We start from the raw sequence: 14,660 nt of genomic DNA, 5'->3' as shown, positions 1-14,660 counted from the left end.
CCAGCAGCGTGGTGGGGCTGGACGGGTGGAACGGCGGGTTGTGGTGCTCGCCGGTCGCGAAGACGTCGAGCCCGATCTCCTCGGCCTTGGTCGCCAGCGCGATCGCCGCCTTGATCCGCTCGTGCTCGCTCGGCGTCCGGCCGGTGGTCGGATCGGTGGTGATGTCGCCGACGGTGAAGATTCCGAACTGCATGCCTGCTCCCAGATAGTTGCTGTTTCAACTATACGACCTAACGACCAGGGCCGCGAGGCTATTCCCCCCACCTCCCCGGATGCCTTCCCGACGCGATCGGGAAGTCGTACGATGCCGATTACCCTCCAGGAGCCTGACTCGCGGGCCCCCGCATCAAGGGCGAAAGTACGAGGTGGTATTTCGATGAGACTGAGGACGATCACCGGCGCGTCAGCCGCCGCGATGGCACTTGTAGCCTCCACCGCGTTGACCGCACAGCCGTCCGAGGCCGCCTCCTACACCAAGTGCTACCGGGACGCGCCGGCGACCATCTGCGTGACCACCAGCGGTGGCAAGAGCGTTGGATTCAAGCGGATGGGCAGTTACCTGCTGCCGAAGTCGAAGGTCGACACGACCAGCACCTGCACGGTGTCGCAGACTGTTTCGACCTCGTGGAGCGTCTCGATCTCGGTCTCGGCGGAACTGAAGGCGTGGATCTTCGCGAAGGTCAGCGCGACTGTGACCGGCGGACTGGTGAAGTCGACCAGCCTGACGGCGGGGGTGAGTCGGACCTTCAAGCAGAAGAAGGGCACCACCTACCGCTGCGAGTGGGGGTACGCCAAGTACCAGTCCGATGTCACCAGAAGAGTCACCGCGGGCGGTCAATCGCACGAGACCAAGGGAAAGTTCACCGGGCCCAAGGAGATGCAGCTTCGGGTCGTCAAGCTCTGACGTGGGTCGGTTCGCCCGGGGTACGCCCCGAATGATCTGCCGGGGTACGGACTGCGAGCATCCGGGTCTCGACTCCTCGTCGTCGCCGGGGCCACACTGAGCCATGGACGAGGTCGCTGAGGCACGCGCCTTGCTGCGCGATGCCGGCCGGGTCGCCGTCCTGACCGGGGCCGGCATCTCCACGGCGTCCGGGATCGGTGACTACCGCGGGCCGCAGGGACGCTGGACGCTCGATCCGGACGCCGAACGCGTCTCCACCCTGTCCTGGTACCTGAACGACCCGGACGTCCGCGCCAAGGCCTGGCGGTTCCGGGCCGAATCACCCGTCTACGACGCCCAACCCAACGACGCCCATCGCGCCCTGGTCGGCCTGGAACAGGGCGCTCGGCTGACCGGCCTGGTCACTCAGAACACCGACGGCCTGCACCAGCTGGCCGGCTCCAACCCTGAACTGGTGATCGAGCTGCACGGCAACAGCCGCACCTGGCGCTGCGAACGGTGCCGGGCCACCGGCGAGATGACCGAGATGATCCGCCGGGTGCGTGCCGGTGAGACCGACCCGCGCTGCCCCTACGACGGCGGCATCGTGCGGGCCACCACCATCCTGTTCGAGGAGAATCTGGACCCCGCGAACATCGACGCCGCGGTGGCCGCCGTCGAAGAGGCGGACGTGCTGCTGGTGATCGGCACCTCGCTGACCGTTCATCCGGCCGCCGGACTGGTGCCCTACGCCCATCGACGCGGGACGGCGCTGATCATCGTCAACGCCGAGCCGACCGACTACGACGCCCTGGCGCACAGCGTCCATCGCAGTCCGATCGTCGAGGTCATTCCGGCACTACTGAACTGAATTGGGGTCACCGATTTGCGGCCGGGGTGCTGGCGCCTGGGCGTCCCAGCAGGTTAGATGCCTGCAACACTGCGGGACGGAGATTGCGCACGCCAACGTTGCATCCTGGTCACAATCGGCCAACGATCAGGCCACTGAGCTTCGCCTGCGCGTCCTCGACCGCAATAGTTCTCGCATCATCGCGACGGCGGGTCGCGAGCGACAAGGAGGAAATGTGCGTAGCAAGAATCTGCTCGGCGGCGCCGCGGCCCTGGTGAGCGCATCGCTGCTCTTCGCCGCTTGCGGCAGCCGTACCGAGCCGAGCGCCGGAAGCACCGCAGGGGCCACGAAGACCGCCAAGGTCGGCGTCATCGCGCCGCTCACCGGCGATCTGTCGGTGATGGGCATCGGCATCCGGAACTCGGTCGACCTGGCGCTCAAGCAGGCCAACGAATCCAATGAGATCCCGGGCTGGAAGCTCGAACTCGCCCCCGAGGACGACCAGGCCACCCCCGATGTCGGTGCCAACGCCGCCACCAAGTTGGCCTCGGACAAAGACGTGGTCGCTGTCGTCGGCACACTGAACTCGGGTGTCTCCCAGTCGGTGCAGCCGATTCTCAATGCGGCGAAGATCGTCCAGGTGTCGCCGGCCAACACAGCTGTCTCGCTGACCAAGGGTGCCGATGAGGCCAACCCGAAGCGGCCCTACGACAGCTACTTCCGGACCTGCGCCACCGACGCCGTCCAGGGCCCCTTCATCGCTCAGTACCTGTCCGACACGGGCATCAAGAAGCTGGCGGTGGTCAACGACAAGAAGCCCTACGGCCAGGGCCTCGCCACCGCTGTGGCGGCCGAGTTCAAGAAGCTCGGCGGTGACGTGGTCGCCGATGAGACGGTCAACAAGGACGACAAGGACTTCTCCACCGTCATCGACCTGATGAAGGCGAAGAACCCGCAGGCGGTGTTCTTCGGCACCGAGTTCCAGCTGGCCGCACCGATGAGCCAGCAGATGAAGAACAAGGGCCTGAACGTTCCGCTGGTCGGCGGCGACGGCGTCAAGGACGACAAGTACATCACCCTGGCCGGCGCCAAGTCCGAGGGTGACCTGGTCAGCTTCCCCGGCCCGGATGTCGACACCGTGCCCGCCGGCAAGCAGTTCGCCGCCGACTACCAGGCCGCCGGCTTCAAGGACGGCTGGTCCGCCTACGGCCTGACTTCCTACGATGCCGGCAAGGCCGTCGTCGCCGCGCTGAAGCAGTCCCTGCCGAACGCCACCGACGCGTCCTCGGCCCGGCAGGCGACCATCGACGCGATGGCCAAGGTCAGCTTCGACGGACTCACCGGCAAGGTCGGCTTCGACCAGTTCGGCGACGCCATCACCAAGACCATGACCATGTACGAGGTCAAGAACGGCAAGTGGGTGGCCAACAAGACCGCCAGCGTCAAGTAAGGATCAACTACTGATTCTGTGGGGAGTCGCTGCGGCGGCTCCCCACAGAACCGAACGGGGGGCAATGTGACGTTCTTCCTGGACCAACTGCTCAACGGCATATCGCTGGGTGCCCTCTACGCGTTGATCGCGGTGGGCTACACGGTGGTGTACGGCATCGTGCAGCTGATCAACTTCGCCCACGGTGAGGTCTTCATGATCGGCGCTTTCGGGGCGCTGTCCACCTGGATCGTGCTCGGCACCGTCACCGGCGGTTCGACGGCCTGGTGGAATCTTCCGCTGATGCTGGTCGGCGGCATGGTGGTCGCCGTGCTGACCGCGGTCCTGATGGAACGGTTCGCGTACCGCCCACTCCGCAACGCACCCCGGCTCGCACCGCTGATCACCGCGATCGGCATCTCGATCTTCCTGCAGGAGTTCGTCCGCCTGTTCTTCGGCGAGATCCCGGGCTTCCCGGACGCCAAAGCGGCCATCCCGTTCCCGCAGATCGACTTCTTCACCGGCGACCCGGTCAACGTCGGCGGCGTGCTGGTGCACCGGGGCAACTTCTTCGTGATCGGTGCACTGATCGTCTGTTGGGCGTTCCTGTGGTGGTTCGTCAACCGGACGGCGACCGGACGCGCGATGCAAGCGGTCTCGCAGGATCCGGACACCTCGCGGCTGATGGGCATCGACGTCGACCGGATCATCGTCGTCGCGTTCGCCGTCGGTGCCGCGCTGGCCGCCGTAGCCGGCGTCGCCCACGGTCTGCGCTACGGCAACATCGACTTCAGGATGGGCTTTCTGGCCGGCCTCAAGGCGTTCACCGCGGCCGTGCTGGGTGGCATCGGGAACATCAACGGCGCGGTGGTCGGGGGACTGACGCTGGGTGTCGTCGAGGCGATGGCGACCGCATTCATGCCCGGCCAGTTCGGCGGACCCTCCTGGAAGGATGTCTGGGCGTTCGTGCTGCTCATCCTGATCCTGGTCTTCCGGCCGCAGGGTCTGGTCGGCGCGAAGGTGGTGGATCGGGCATGAGAATCCCCACGATCTTCACCCTTGAGCTGCAGAAGCGGCACCACCGCATCGGCCGTCTGCTGGCCCTGGCCGGCGGGCTGGTCTTCGCCGTCTCCGCCTACCTGCCCTGGGCCTACGCGTCCGGTGCCCTGGACGACATGTCCTACCTGGGTGGGCCGTCCGCCCTGCAGTTCCTCGGGCTCGCCCTCGGGCTGATCCTGGCGATCTGCGCCACGATGGGCCTGATCGAGCCGTGGGCGGGCGCCAAGGGCGTCGCCCCGGCGCTGCTGAAGGTGAGCAAACGGGTCGGCTGGACGCGTGGCGCCAAGGTCACCGGCATCGGCATGCTGGCCTACATCGGCGTGGTGCTGCTGGCGATCGTCATCGAACTCGGCGGCCTGGTCACCGTCGAGTGGGGCGGCTGGGTTGCCCTCGCCGCGGCCGTCGTCGGCCTGATCGGTACCCGGCTGATCACCCCCGGTCGCCCACCCAGCCTGGAGCGTCTGCGTACCCCCGGCTGGGTCGGCATTCTCGCCATCGCCTTGACGCTGCTCGGTGCATTGCTGCTGGCGGCGTACGCACTCAATCAGGTCGACGGCGGCAGCTTCGTGGTGATCCTGACCTTCGCCGGCGTGCTGGCCGCCTTCATTCTGCGCAGCGGCCTCGGCGGTTGGCTCTCATCCATCAGCCAGCGGCATCGCACCGTGCTGGTCTTCGCCGCCTTCGCGGTGGCGTTCCTGTTCCCGTTCACCCAGAACGGCTCGGACGCCAACATGTCGATCGCCACCCAGGTGCTGATCTTTGCCGCCACCGCCGTCGGGTTGAACATCGTGGTCGGCTTAGCCGGCTTGCTCGACCTCGGCTACATCGCCTTCCTCGGCGCCGGCGCATTCACCGCGGCGACGATGAGCCAGTCGGCGTTCGCCACCATCGGTTGGAAGCCGCCGTTCATCGTGGTGATGCTGATCGCCGGCCTGATCTCGGCCACCCTGGGCCTGATCATCGGCTCGCCCACCCTGCGGGTCTCCGGCGACTACCTGGCCATCGTCACCCTGGCGTTCGGCGAGATCTTCCGGATCAGCATGAGCAACCTGGACGGCCGGGACGGCCCCGACCTGGTACATGGCTCGTCCGGTATTCCGGCGATTCCCAACCTGAACCTGTTCGGCTTCGACTTCGGGGCCGTCCATACCGTGGCTGGTATTCCACTGGGCAGGTTCTCGAACTACTTCTTCCTGATGCTGCTGATCATGGCGGTCATCGTGCTGGTCTTCACCCGGCTCAACCACTCCCGGATCGGACGCGGCTGGGTGGCGATCCGCGAGGACGAGAAGGCTGCCGAGGCGATGGGCGTCAACGTCTTCGGGCTGAAGCTGCTCGCCTTCGCCGGCGGCGCCTTCCTGGCCGGCCTGGCGGGTGCCGTCAAAGCCCATGTCGACCAGTCGGTGACTCCCGACCAGTACATCTTCCTGGAGTCGGCGTTCCTGCTGGCCGCGGTGGTACTGGGCGGCATGGGCACCGTGATGGGCGTCATCCTGGGTGCGGTGCTGCTGAAGCTGGTGCCCGAGAAGCTGCGGTTCGTCAACGAGTACCGGATGCTGCTGTTCGGCCTGCTGCTGGTGGTCATGATGCGGGTCCGTCCCGAGGGCATGATCCCCAACCAGCGCCGGGTTCTGGAGTTCCACTCCGATGACGAGGAGCTGATCGACGAGATCGAGGAAGACCTGCCGTACGAGTTCGCGGAGGAGAGCTGATGAGCATCGACAGCCCGGTCGCCGGCGCCGCGGCGTCCGGTCACGAGGTGGGCAAACGCGAAATGCTGGTCGCCAGCCACGTGACCATGCGGTTCGGCGGCCTGGTCGCCGTCGACGACGTCAGCCTGACCGTGCACACCGGCGAGATCGTCGGCCTGATCGGACCGAACGGCGCCGGCAAGACCACCTTCTTCAACTGCCTGACCGGCCTGTACAAGCCGACCAGCGGCGAGGTGCGGTTCGCCGACAGGCTGCTGCCGCCCAAGCCGCGGCAAGTGGTGGTCGCCGGGATGGCCCGCACCTTCCAGAACATCCGGCTGTTCCCCAATATGACCGCGCTCGAGAACGTGATGGTGGGGCGGTACTGCCGCACCTCGTCGATGGCGGTGACGTCGATCCTGCGCGGTCCGAAGTACCGGCGCGAGGAGGCGGAGACCCGCGAGCGGGCGGTCGAGTTGCTCGAGTACGTGGGCATGAAGGGCCAGGGCGGTCACCTGGCCCGGAACCTGCCCTATGGCGATCAGCGCCGGCTCGAGATCGCTCGCGCGCTGGCCACCGACCCGCAGCTGCTGCTGCTCGACGAGCCGACCGCCGGGATGAACCCGCAGGAGACCCGGCAGGCCGAGGAACTGATCTTCAAGATCCGCGACTCCGGCATGGCGATCGTGGTGATCGAGCACGACATGCGGTTCATCTTCAACCTGTGCGACCGGGTGTCCTGCCTGGTGCGCGGCAAGACCCTGGTCGAGGGGACGGCGGCGCAGGTGCAGTCCGATCCGCGGGTGATCGAGGCCTACATCGGGTCTCCCGAGGGCGAGGACGGTGCCGAGAATGCTTGAGGTCAAGGACCTGGTGGTCGCCTACGGCAAGGTGAAGGCGGTCAAGGGGATCAGCTTCACCGTCGAGCAGGGCCAGGTCGTTTCGCTGCTGGGCACCAACGGTGCCGGGAAGACGACCACGCTGCGCACCATCTCGGGGCTGCTGCGTCCGGAGTCGGGCGAGATCTGGTTCGAAGGTGAGCGGATCGACCGCGTCCCGGCGCACAAGGTGGTGATGCGCGGTCTGGCGCATTCACCCGAGGGACGCCGGATCTTCCCTCGGCTGACCGTCGAGGACAATCTGCTGCTCGGCGCCTTCGCCCGCAAGGATGCCGCCGGCGTGGCCACCGATCTGGAGCGGGTCTACGACCTGTTCGAGATCCTGCGGGAGCGGCGCACCCAACCGGCCGGCACCTTCTCCGGCGGCGAACAGCAGATGCTGGCGATCGGCCGGGCGATGATGAGCCGTCCACGACTGCTGATGCTGGACGAGCCGTCGATGGGCCTCTCCCCGCTGATGATGCAGCGGATCATGTCGACCATCCGAGCGTTGCAGTCCGAAGGCGTCACGATCCTGCTGGTCGAGCAGAACGCGGCTGCCGCCCTGAAGCTCTCCGACCGCGCCTACGTGCTCGAAGTCGGCCAGATCACCCTGGACGGCACCGGTGAGCAACTGCTCGGCGACGACCGGGTGCGCCGCGCCTACCTCGGCGAAGACTGACCACCGGGTGGTGACCAGAAGAACCGTCCCCAGTGACCAAGGGGACGGGTTCTCGTGGTCACCGGGGACGGTTCTCGTGGTCAGCCGAGGGTGTGGCCGCCGTTGACGCTGATCCGTTGCGCGGTGACGAAGCCCGCGGCGTCCGAGGCCAGGTACCCGACCAGGCCGGCGATGTCGTCCGGGGTGCCCATCCGGCCCATCGGGACGTCGGCGAGATAACCGGAAGTGTCGGCGCCGACGTGCCGCTCGACGGGAATCCAGCCGGGCGCGACCAGGTTCACCGTGACTCCGTGCGGTCCGAGTTCGCGGGCCCAGATCTTGACCAGCTCGGCCTCGGCAGCCTTCGCCGCAGCGTAGGCGGACGAGCCGGGCTTGGCCCGGTCGACCATGTCCGAACCGATCAGGATCAGCCGGCCGAACCGCTGCGACTTCATCGCCGGCAGGACGGCTTGCGCGAGCAACGTCGGACTCTTCACGAAGAACCGGAACTGGTCGAGGTAGGCGTCCCAGGTCAGCTCCTCCAGGAACGCGCTCGGCTGCGGCCCGGTCGCGTTCGCCACCACGGCAAGCAGCGGCCCGAGCTCCGCGCCCACTCGTGCGGCCAGGTCGGCGACCTCGGTCTCGTCAGTGACGTCGGCCGGGTAGGCGGCAGCGGATCCCCCGCCGGCGCGGATGTCGTCGACCACACGCTGGGCGAGCTCCGCCTCCGAGCGGTAGTTGACCGCGACCGTCCAGCCGTCCGCGGCGAGCCGGCGGGCGATGACGGCACCAAGACCGCGGGAGGCACCGGTGACCAGGGCAACACGGGTGGAGGACACGACAGCACGCTACCGGCCGGCGCTTTGGTGACGACGGCGTCCGCCCGGAACAATGGACGCCATGGTGCCGAATGCGATCGTCGTGTGGAACTGGCCGGAGACCCCGATCGTCATCCTGGTCATCCTGGTGACCGCGCTGGTCGGGCGCTGGCTGTTGGTGCGGATGATCCGGCGGGCCTCCGCTCTGGCCGTCGAGCGGGCCAAGCGCCGCCGCGAAGAGCTGGGCACCCAGACCGAACCGCTCCACATGGCCCGCTACGCCGCCCGCGCCGCCACCATGGGGTCACTGCTGCGCAGCCTGACCAATGCGGTGATCGCGGTGCTGACGGTGCTCACCGTCCTGGCCACCCTCGGCATTCCGCTGACCCCGCTGCTGGCCTCCGCCGGGGTCGGCGGCGTGGCGCTCGGTTTCGGCGCGCAAAGCCTGGTGAAGGACTACCTCTCCGGCATCTTCATGATCGTCGAGGACCAGTACGGGGTCGGTGACCTGGTCGATCTCGGCGAGGCCACCGGCACGGTGGAGGACGTCGGGCTGCGGGTCACCCGATTGCGGGACGGCTCGGGGCAGGTCTGGTACATCCGCAACGGCGAGATCGTGCGGGTCGGCAATCAGTCCCAGGGCTGGTCGACGGCGACCATCGACATTCCGGTGGACACCAGCGAGAGCTCCACCCGGGTGATCGAGATCCTCGGTCAGGTGGCCGCCGAGGTCGGCGCCGACCCCGAGTGGGAGAAGGTGCTGCTCGAAGAGCCGAGAGTGGTCGGCGTCCAGTCGGTGGAAGCGGGCCGGATGACGATCCGGATCGTCGCGAAGACCCAGCCCAACCAGCAGTTCGGGGTGCAGCGCGCGATTCTCGACCGGGGCTCGCAGGCACTGAAGGACGCCGGGGTGAAGGGGCCGCGGGTGCTGCCCTCGCCGCCCACCCTCTAGGGCGTCAGCGCGATCCGTCCTGCATCAGTTCGGCGAGGCAGGCCATGAACTCCCGGTGCGTCCCTCCGGCGGCGATCAGGCTCGCGGTCGCCTGCGGCGAGGACAGGAAGCCGATCAGGGTGTCGAAGACGTCCCGGAAGATCCGTCGTTCCTCGGGTTCGAAGGCGAACAGCATCACCAACTGGACCGAGCTGTCACCCCAGGACACCGGGCGCTGGCTGACGAACACGGCGATTCCGGTGCGCTGCGCACTCAGCTGCAATCCGTGCGGGATCGCGAACTGATCCCGGAACGCGGTGGACGACAACCGCTCGCGTTCCAGCACGTCCTCGGTGAACCAGTCGGGGGCGTAGCCGCCGTCGATCAGCACCCGGGACAGTTCGGTGATCACCTGGTCGCGATCGGTCCACGAGGCGTCCGAGAAGTAGTGGTCGGGCCGGATCAGATCCGACAGCACCGACCAGACGTGGTTGCGTCGGCGCAGGTCGGCGACCGCCAGCACCGCCTCGGTGATCGCGGTCAGGTCGGACGCCGTCGGCACCGGTGAGACCCGGACGGTGCGCACGCCCGGAATCGGCGAGAGATGCACACAGGTCACCACCACGTCGCCGTCGATGGCCTCGGCCCGCACCTCCTCCGCGGTCAGCGGCGGACCGATGTAGCCGCGGTCGCCCACCGCCTGTTCCACCGCGGCCTGGAAGCCGGCCAGCAGCGGGGCGTACCGGGGCACCACGAACTGCACCGTCACTTGGCTGTCGGATTCCCGCGGCAACTGGAAGTGATGCGCCAGGTAGAAGGCCAGGAAACCGACCTCGGATTCGCCGACCGCGATCGACAGCAACCCGCTCAGCTTGCGCGCGAACTGGACGGCGAGTTCGTGCAGCAGCGGTTGGGTCTCTTTGAACGGACGGCTCAGCGGGTTGTGCACGAAGGCGCCGGTGCGCGCCCGGCGGCGGAGGGCGTTGACGTGCAGCACCAGCTTGTCCACCATCTCCTGGCCGGCCCGCAGCATCTGGAACTCGGCCGCCACCTCGGACAGCGCACGCTCCACCGCCTCGCGCACTTCGGACGGGACGGTGTCGCCCAGCTCGGCCGCCAGCGGACGGGTGTTGGCCTCGACCAGGTCGGCCAGATGCTGCCGTTCGGCGAGATCCAGTTCGACTCCGAGCCGCTCACCGACCTCGTCGGCGAGTGACTCCACCACCTCCGGCAGCGCACTGGACTCGGACGCCGTCAGCTGCCGTCCGGCCCGTGCTCGCGCCACGGCGACCACCAGGTTGACGGCGAGGTCGTTCAGCGCGAACTCGTTGGTCTCCATCCGGTGTGCGTCGAGTTCGCTGCGCACCAGAGAGCGCAACAGCTCCAGCGGGTGGTCCGGACGTGCCGCGACAAGCTCGGCGTAGTCGTCGCGACGGGAGCTCGCCACCGCCGACCACAGCGCGTGGCGCAGCAACAGCCGCTTCTGCGGCTCCGCTCCCTCGATCCACACCCGGTCCCGGTTCCGCACCAGCCGCAGCCCGTGGTCGCGCAGGATCTTGCGGGCCCGGCCCAACTCCAGCTCCAGGGTCGGCAGGCTGACATGCTCCTGCTCGCACAGCGCGTGCACGTCGCCGGAGTCACCGGCGAACAGCAACAGTTCCAGAACGTGCAGGGCACGCTGGCTGGGACCGCCGCTGTCGCCGGGCACGAGTTCGTCCTCGGTACGCCGCGCATACGCCTGTCGATCCAGGAGATAGCCACGGTGTGACGACTCGATCACCGTGCCGCCGGCACGCCGGTTGATGGCGCGGACGTACTCCCGAACGCTGCGCGCGGACACGCCGAGCAGACGGCCGAGGTCCGATCCGGACAACGGCCGGGTGCCCGCTTCGAGCGCCGCGATCAGCTGGTGTTCGCGATCAGGCCGCCTGGCCATGACGCGAACTCTCCATCCTGATCATGCTCAGGCGAGCAGGCGTCGGGCCTGCTCCATCGCGGCTTTGCCGTTCATCGTTCCGTACACCCTCATGTCGATGACTTCGGCGGGCTTGCCGTGCGCGGCAGCCACCTTCTCGACGTCGGAGAGCTTGAACCGGATCTGCGGGCCGAGCAGTACGACGTCGTAGTCGGCGATCTTGGCCTCGAGCTCGCCGAACGGCAGCGCGTCGACCGCGTCGCCGGCCTCGGCGAACTTCAGCATGTTGTTCACCAGCAGGCTCGTGGACATTCCTGCCGAGCAGATCAGCAACACCTTCATGGTCATTCCTCACTTGTGGTTGTGTCTGTCGCCGTTGACGGACGGCGGCGTCGGGTTCGGGCTAGGCCGCGACGGTTTCGGTTTCGGATTCCCTGGCGGCGACTTCCTCGGCGTAGAGCTTGTTGTCGTACATCTTCAGGAACGGGAAGTACAACACGATGGAGATCGCCAGGTTGATCAGCGCCAGCACGGCCGCGCCCCAGCTGCCCCCGGTGCCCAGGAACGCACCCACGCCGACCGGCGAGATCCACGGGATCGCGGCCACGACATGGCCGACCATCCCCGCCGAGATCGCGAAATAGGTCAGTGTGGTGGTGATCAGCGGGATGACGAAGAACGGGATCACCAGATAGGGGTTGTAGACGATCGGCGCGCCGAAGATGATCGGCTCGTTGATGTTGAACAGCGACGGCACCGCGCCGGCCCGCGACAGGGTCTTCAGCTGGCTGGACTTGGCCCAGATCAGCATGCAGATCACCAGGCCCAGGGTGCTGCCGGCACCGCCGAGGAAGACGAACATGTTCTTGAAGTCGCCGGCGAAGATGTTCTGGGCGCCTTCCATGTTCTCGGTCAGGGCGACCAGCAGGATCGGGTTGACGAAGGAGTTCACCACGATCGACGTGCCGTGCACGCCGACCGCCCAGAGCAGGTGGACCAGCAGCATGATCACGATCATGCCGCCCAGGCTGCCGGCGATGTCCTTGACGAAGGCGAAGGGCTTGGAGAGCAGCTCATGGACGTCGGTGCCGAACGCAGCCAGGACGCCGTTGATGATGATCATCATGAAGGCGATGAAGATCGCCGGGAGCAGCGAGGCGAAGGCCCGCTCGACGCCGGCCGGTACCCCCGCCGGCATCTTGATGGTGATCTTGTACTCCACGCAGGCGCGGTAGAGGCGAATGGCCAGGAAGGTGACCACGATGCCGATGAAGATGCCGACGCCGCCGAAGCGGGTCACCCAGCCCCCGAGCGCGATGCCGTTCCACACGGTGGAGGTCTCGGTCTGCGCCGCCATCAGGACGGCCTTGCCGTCGATGATCCGGACCTGGGGAATCGTCATCAGGAAGGCGTAGAGCGCCAGGATGGCCCCGGTGAACCGGTCCATCTTCGGCACGACCTCCTGGTAGGCCTGGGTCAGGTAGTACCCGAAGGCCAGCACGTAGAACACCGCGATGGAGCCCAGCGCCATGGTGTTGCCCACCGTGTACAGCGCCGAGTAGTTCAGCACGGTCGCCTTCAGGAAGTCGGCCAGCGGCGGAATGATCAACGGCAGGTTGTTGATCAACAGGAAGATCGAACTCACGATGGTGAACGGCACCGTCGCCAGGCCGGCGTTCATGAGCGCCCGGATGATCCGGGTGTTGGCCAGCGTGCTCAGAGGCCCCATCAGGTGTTTTTCGAGTATCTCGAACAGCTTGTTCATGCCACGCCTTCCTTGCTCTCGGAGGCGTCGTCGACGGCATTGTCGGCGATGACGCCCTGGTACCAGTGGAAGCTCTTCTTGGGGTAGCGAGCGAGCTGCTTCTCGTCGGCTTCGTCACGGTCGACGAAGATGAACCCGTACCGCTTGCGCATTCCCTCGTGGACGCTGACCAGGTCGATCGCCGACCACGGGCTGTAGCCGACCAGTTGCACGCCGGACTCGATCGCGCGGGCGCACATGGTCAGATGCTTGCGGTAGTAGTCGATCCGGTAGTCGTCCTCGATGGTGCCCTCGGCGGTGAGCTCGTCGTAGGCGCCGAGGCCGTTCTCGGTGATGACGATCGGCATCCGGTAGCGGTCCTCGATGGCCAGCAGGGTGGTCAGCATGCCGTCGGGGTCGATCGTCCAGGCGAACTGGGTCTTCTCCAGGTTGGGGTTGGTGAACCCCTTGTAGAAGCCGGCGTCCATGATGTCCTCGGACTGCTGGTCGCTGATGCCGTCGGCCATGTTGCTGGCGTCCTCGGGGTACTCGACGGTGACCGAGGTGTAGTAGTTCATCGCGATGAAGTCCGGGAAGTGCGCGGCCATCAGCTCGCGGTCGGCATCGGTGACCTCGATCGAGACGCCCTTCTTGGCCAGGTAGTCGAGCAGCAGCGGGTTGTAGACGCCCTTGCAGGAGAAGTCCAGGTAGGCCCACTGCCGGATCGCGTTGAAGTACAGCGAGGCGCGGTAGTCCTTGGGCTTGGCGCTGGCCGGGTAGACGATCGAGATGTTCGGGACGGGCCCGATCTGGCCGCCGGGAACCAGCTCGTGACAAGCCTTGATGGCCAGCTTCTCGGCGATCATCAGATGGTGGAACTGCTGGTACTTGCGCTCCAGCGGAATGGCCCGGCCGAGAATCTTCTTGTCTACCAGCAGCATGATGTTCGGCTCGTTGATGGTCAGCCAGCGGCTGACCCGGTCGCCGTAGCGCTCGAAGACGATCCGGGCGTACTCGGCGAAGGCCTCCACGGTCTCGCGCGAGTCCCAACCGCCGCGATCCTCCAGGGCCTGCGGCAGGTCGAAGTGGTAGAGCGTGATCATCGGTTCGATGCCGTGCTCGAGGCAGGCGCTGATCACGTCGTCGTAGTGGGCCAGGCCGGCTTCGTTCACCGCGCCGGTGCCCTCGGGCAGGATCCGCGTCCAGGCGATCGAGAACCGGAAGACCTTGGCGCCCATCTCGGCGAGCAGCGCGATGTCCTCGCGGTAGCGGTGGTAGTGGTCGACCGCGACGGCGAAGTCGCAGATGTCGTGGTTGTCGCGCGGCCGGGTGTCCTGCACCGAGAGGCCCTTGCCGTCGGCGTCCCAGGCGCCCTCCGTCTGGTGCGCCGAGCACGACGCTCCCCACAGGAAGCCATCGGGGAATCGGCGGATCATTCGGTCGCTCCCACCGCGGGCCGGACGGCCGCGTACAGGTGCACGAACTCCTCGGCGAGGTCGCGGATCAGGATCGCCCCGGTGAGGTGATCCTGGGCGTGGATCAGGATCACGTTCACCGGCACCGACTGGCCCCGCGCCTCGGCGGTGATCAGGTCGGTCTGCAGCGTGTGCGCCTCGTGCAGCACCTCATCGGCACGAGCCAGCGCCTCCTTGGCCGCGGTCTGATCTCCCTCGCGGGCAGCGCGGATCGCCAGCATCGACTCGGACTTCGCTGCCCCCGCGGTGCTGATGATCTGGAATGCGGCCTCGTAGTCGGCCGGATCGAGCATCTCGTTCTCCTGTCCCGCCCCGGCACCGCTGCC

15 protein-coding genes are annotated in these 14,660 nt (G+C 67.1%); 8 read left to right on the top strand and 7 right to left on the bottom strand.

Translation table 11 applies throughout. The features are described 5' to 3' along the window. A partial coding sequence (locus Q0066_RS15380) for an LLM class flavin-dependent oxidoreductase (protein ID WP_298134553.1) occupies positions 1–193 on the bottom strand: 193 nt, incomplete at its 3' end. 183 nt (positions 194–376) lie between these two features. Here Q0066_RS15380 and Q0066_RS15375 point away from each other — a divergent pair. The 7 genes from Q0066_RS15375 (at position 377) to Q0066_RS15345 (ending at position 7,472) form a co-directional block, all read left to right on the top strand. Continuing rightward, positions 377–904, top strand: a complete 528-nt coding sequence (locus Q0066_RS15375) for a hypothetical protein (RefSeq protein ID WP_298134550.1) — start codon at positions 377–379, stop codon at positions 902–904. 103 nt (positions 905–1,007) lie between these two features. Beyond that, the gene (locus tag Q0066_RS15370; protein ID WP_298134547.1) at positions 1,008–1,754 is read left to right on the top strand and encodes a Sir2 family NAD-dependent protein deacetylase; all 747 of its coding nucleotides are present in this window, start codon (positions 1,008–1,010) and stop codon (positions 1,752–1,754) included. A gap of 214 nt (positions 1,755–1,968) precedes the next feature. Then, a complete protein-coding gene (locus Q0066_RS15365; RefSeq protein ID WP_298134545.1) occupies positions 1,969–3,183 on the top strand; it encodes a branched-chain amino acid ABC transporter substrate-binding protein in 1,215 nt (404 codons plus the stop codon). 66 nt (positions 3,184–3,249) lie between these two features. After that, complete coding sequence (locus Q0066_RS15360; RefSeq protein WP_298134542.1) at positions 3,250–4,200, top strand: branched-chain amino acid ABC transporter permease; 951 nt, start codon at positions 3,250–3,252, stop codon at positions 4,198–4,200. Then, positions 4,197–5,933 carry a branched-chain amino acid ABC transporter permease gene (locus tag Q0066_RS15355; RefSeq protein ID WP_298134540.1) on the top strand — a complete coding sequence of 579 codons (1,737 nt, stop codon included), beginning with the start codon at positions 4,197–4,199 and terminating at the stop codon, positions 5,931–5,933. Before Q0066_RS15360 ends, Q0066_RS15355 begins: the two co-directional genes overlap by 4 nt. 62 nt (positions 5,934–5,995) lie before the next feature. Further along, the gene (locus tag Q0066_RS15350; RefSeq protein WP_366521537.1) at positions 5,996–6,772 is read left to right on the top strand and encodes an ABC transporter ATP-binding protein; all 777 of its coding nucleotides are present in this window, start codon (positions 5,996–5,998) and stop codon (positions 6,770–6,772) included. After that, complete coding sequence (locus Q0066_RS15345) at positions 6,756–7,472, top strand: ABC transporter ATP-binding protein (RefSeq protein WP_298134534.1); 717 nt, start codon at positions 6,756–6,758, stop codon at positions 7,470–7,472. The genes Q0066_RS15350 and Q0066_RS15345 overlap by 17 nt, the downstream gene beginning before the upstream one ends. 80 nt (positions 7,473–7,552) lie before the next feature. Here the strand turns inward: Q0066_RS15345 and Q0066_RS15340 are convergent, their stop codons facing one another. Then, a complete protein-coding gene (locus Q0066_RS15340) occupies positions 7,553–8,290 on the bottom strand; it encodes an SDR family oxidoreductase (protein WP_298134531.1) in 738 nt (245 codons plus the stop codon). Between the two features lie 61 nt (positions 8,291–8,351). Here Q0066_RS15340 and Q0066_RS15335 point away from each other — a divergent pair, with 61 nt between their 5' ends. Beyond that, positions 8,352–9,221 carry a mechanosensitive ion channel family protein gene (locus Q0066_RS15335; protein ID WP_298134529.1) on the top strand — a complete coding sequence of 290 codons (870 nt, stop codon included), beginning with the start codon at positions 8,352–8,354 and terminating at the stop codon, positions 9,219–9,221. 4 nt (positions 9,222–9,225) lie between these two features. On the opposite strand, the gene Q0066_RS15330 is transcribed toward Q0066_RS15335, so the two are convergent. The 5 genes from Q0066_RS15330 to Q0066_RS15310 all read right to left on the bottom strand — a co-directional run bounded on the left by Q0066_RS15330 (position 9,226) and on the right by Q0066_RS15310 (position 14,627). Next, positions 9,226–11,136 (bottom strand): PTS sugar transporter subunit IIA, encoded by a 1,911-nt coding sequence (locus Q0066_RS15330; RefSeq protein ID WP_298134526.1) that lies wholly within the window; start codon positions 11,134–11,136, stop codon positions 9,226–9,228. Positions 11,137–11,163: 27 nt separating this feature from the next. After that, positions 11,164–11,457 carry a PTS sugar transporter subunit IIB gene (locus Q0066_RS15325; protein ID WP_298134522.1) on the bottom strand — a complete coding sequence of 98 codons (294 nt, stop codon included), beginning with the start codon at positions 11,455–11,457 and terminating at the stop codon, positions 11,164–11,166. 61 nt (positions 11,458–11,518) lie between these two features. Next, positions 11,519–12,880, bottom strand: coding sequence for a PTS transporter subunit EIIC (locus Q0066_RS15320; RefSeq protein ID WP_298134518.1), 1,362 nt, complete (start codon positions 12,878–12,880; stop codon positions 11,519–11,521). Next, positions 12,877–14,295 (bottom strand): glycoside hydrolase family 1 protein, encoded by a 1,419-nt coding sequence (locus Q0066_RS15315; RefSeq protein WP_298134515.1) that lies wholly within the window; start codon positions 14,293–14,295, stop codon positions 12,877–12,879. Before Q0066_RS15315 ends, Q0066_RS15320 begins: the two co-directional genes overlap by 4 nt. Then, positions 14,292–14,627: a PTS lactose/cellobiose transporter subunit IIA gene (locus tag Q0066_RS15310; RefSeq protein WP_298134511.1), complete on the bottom strand. Its 336-nt coding sequence runs from the start codon at positions 14,625–14,627 to the stop codon at positions 14,292–14,294. Before Q0066_RS15310 ends, Q0066_RS15315 begins: the two co-directional genes overlap by 4 nt. Positions 14,628–14,660 lie beyond the last annotated feature (33 nt).

It is taken from the genome of Micropruina sp. (genome assembly GCF_027492755.1).
In the GTDB taxonomy this organism is placed as follows: domain Bacteria; phylum Actinomycetota; class Actinomycetes; order Propionibacteriales; family Propionibacteriaceae; genus Micropruina.
The sequence above is the reverse complement of the archived record's forward strand: the minus strand, read 5'-3'. Positions and strand labels throughout refer to the sequence as shown.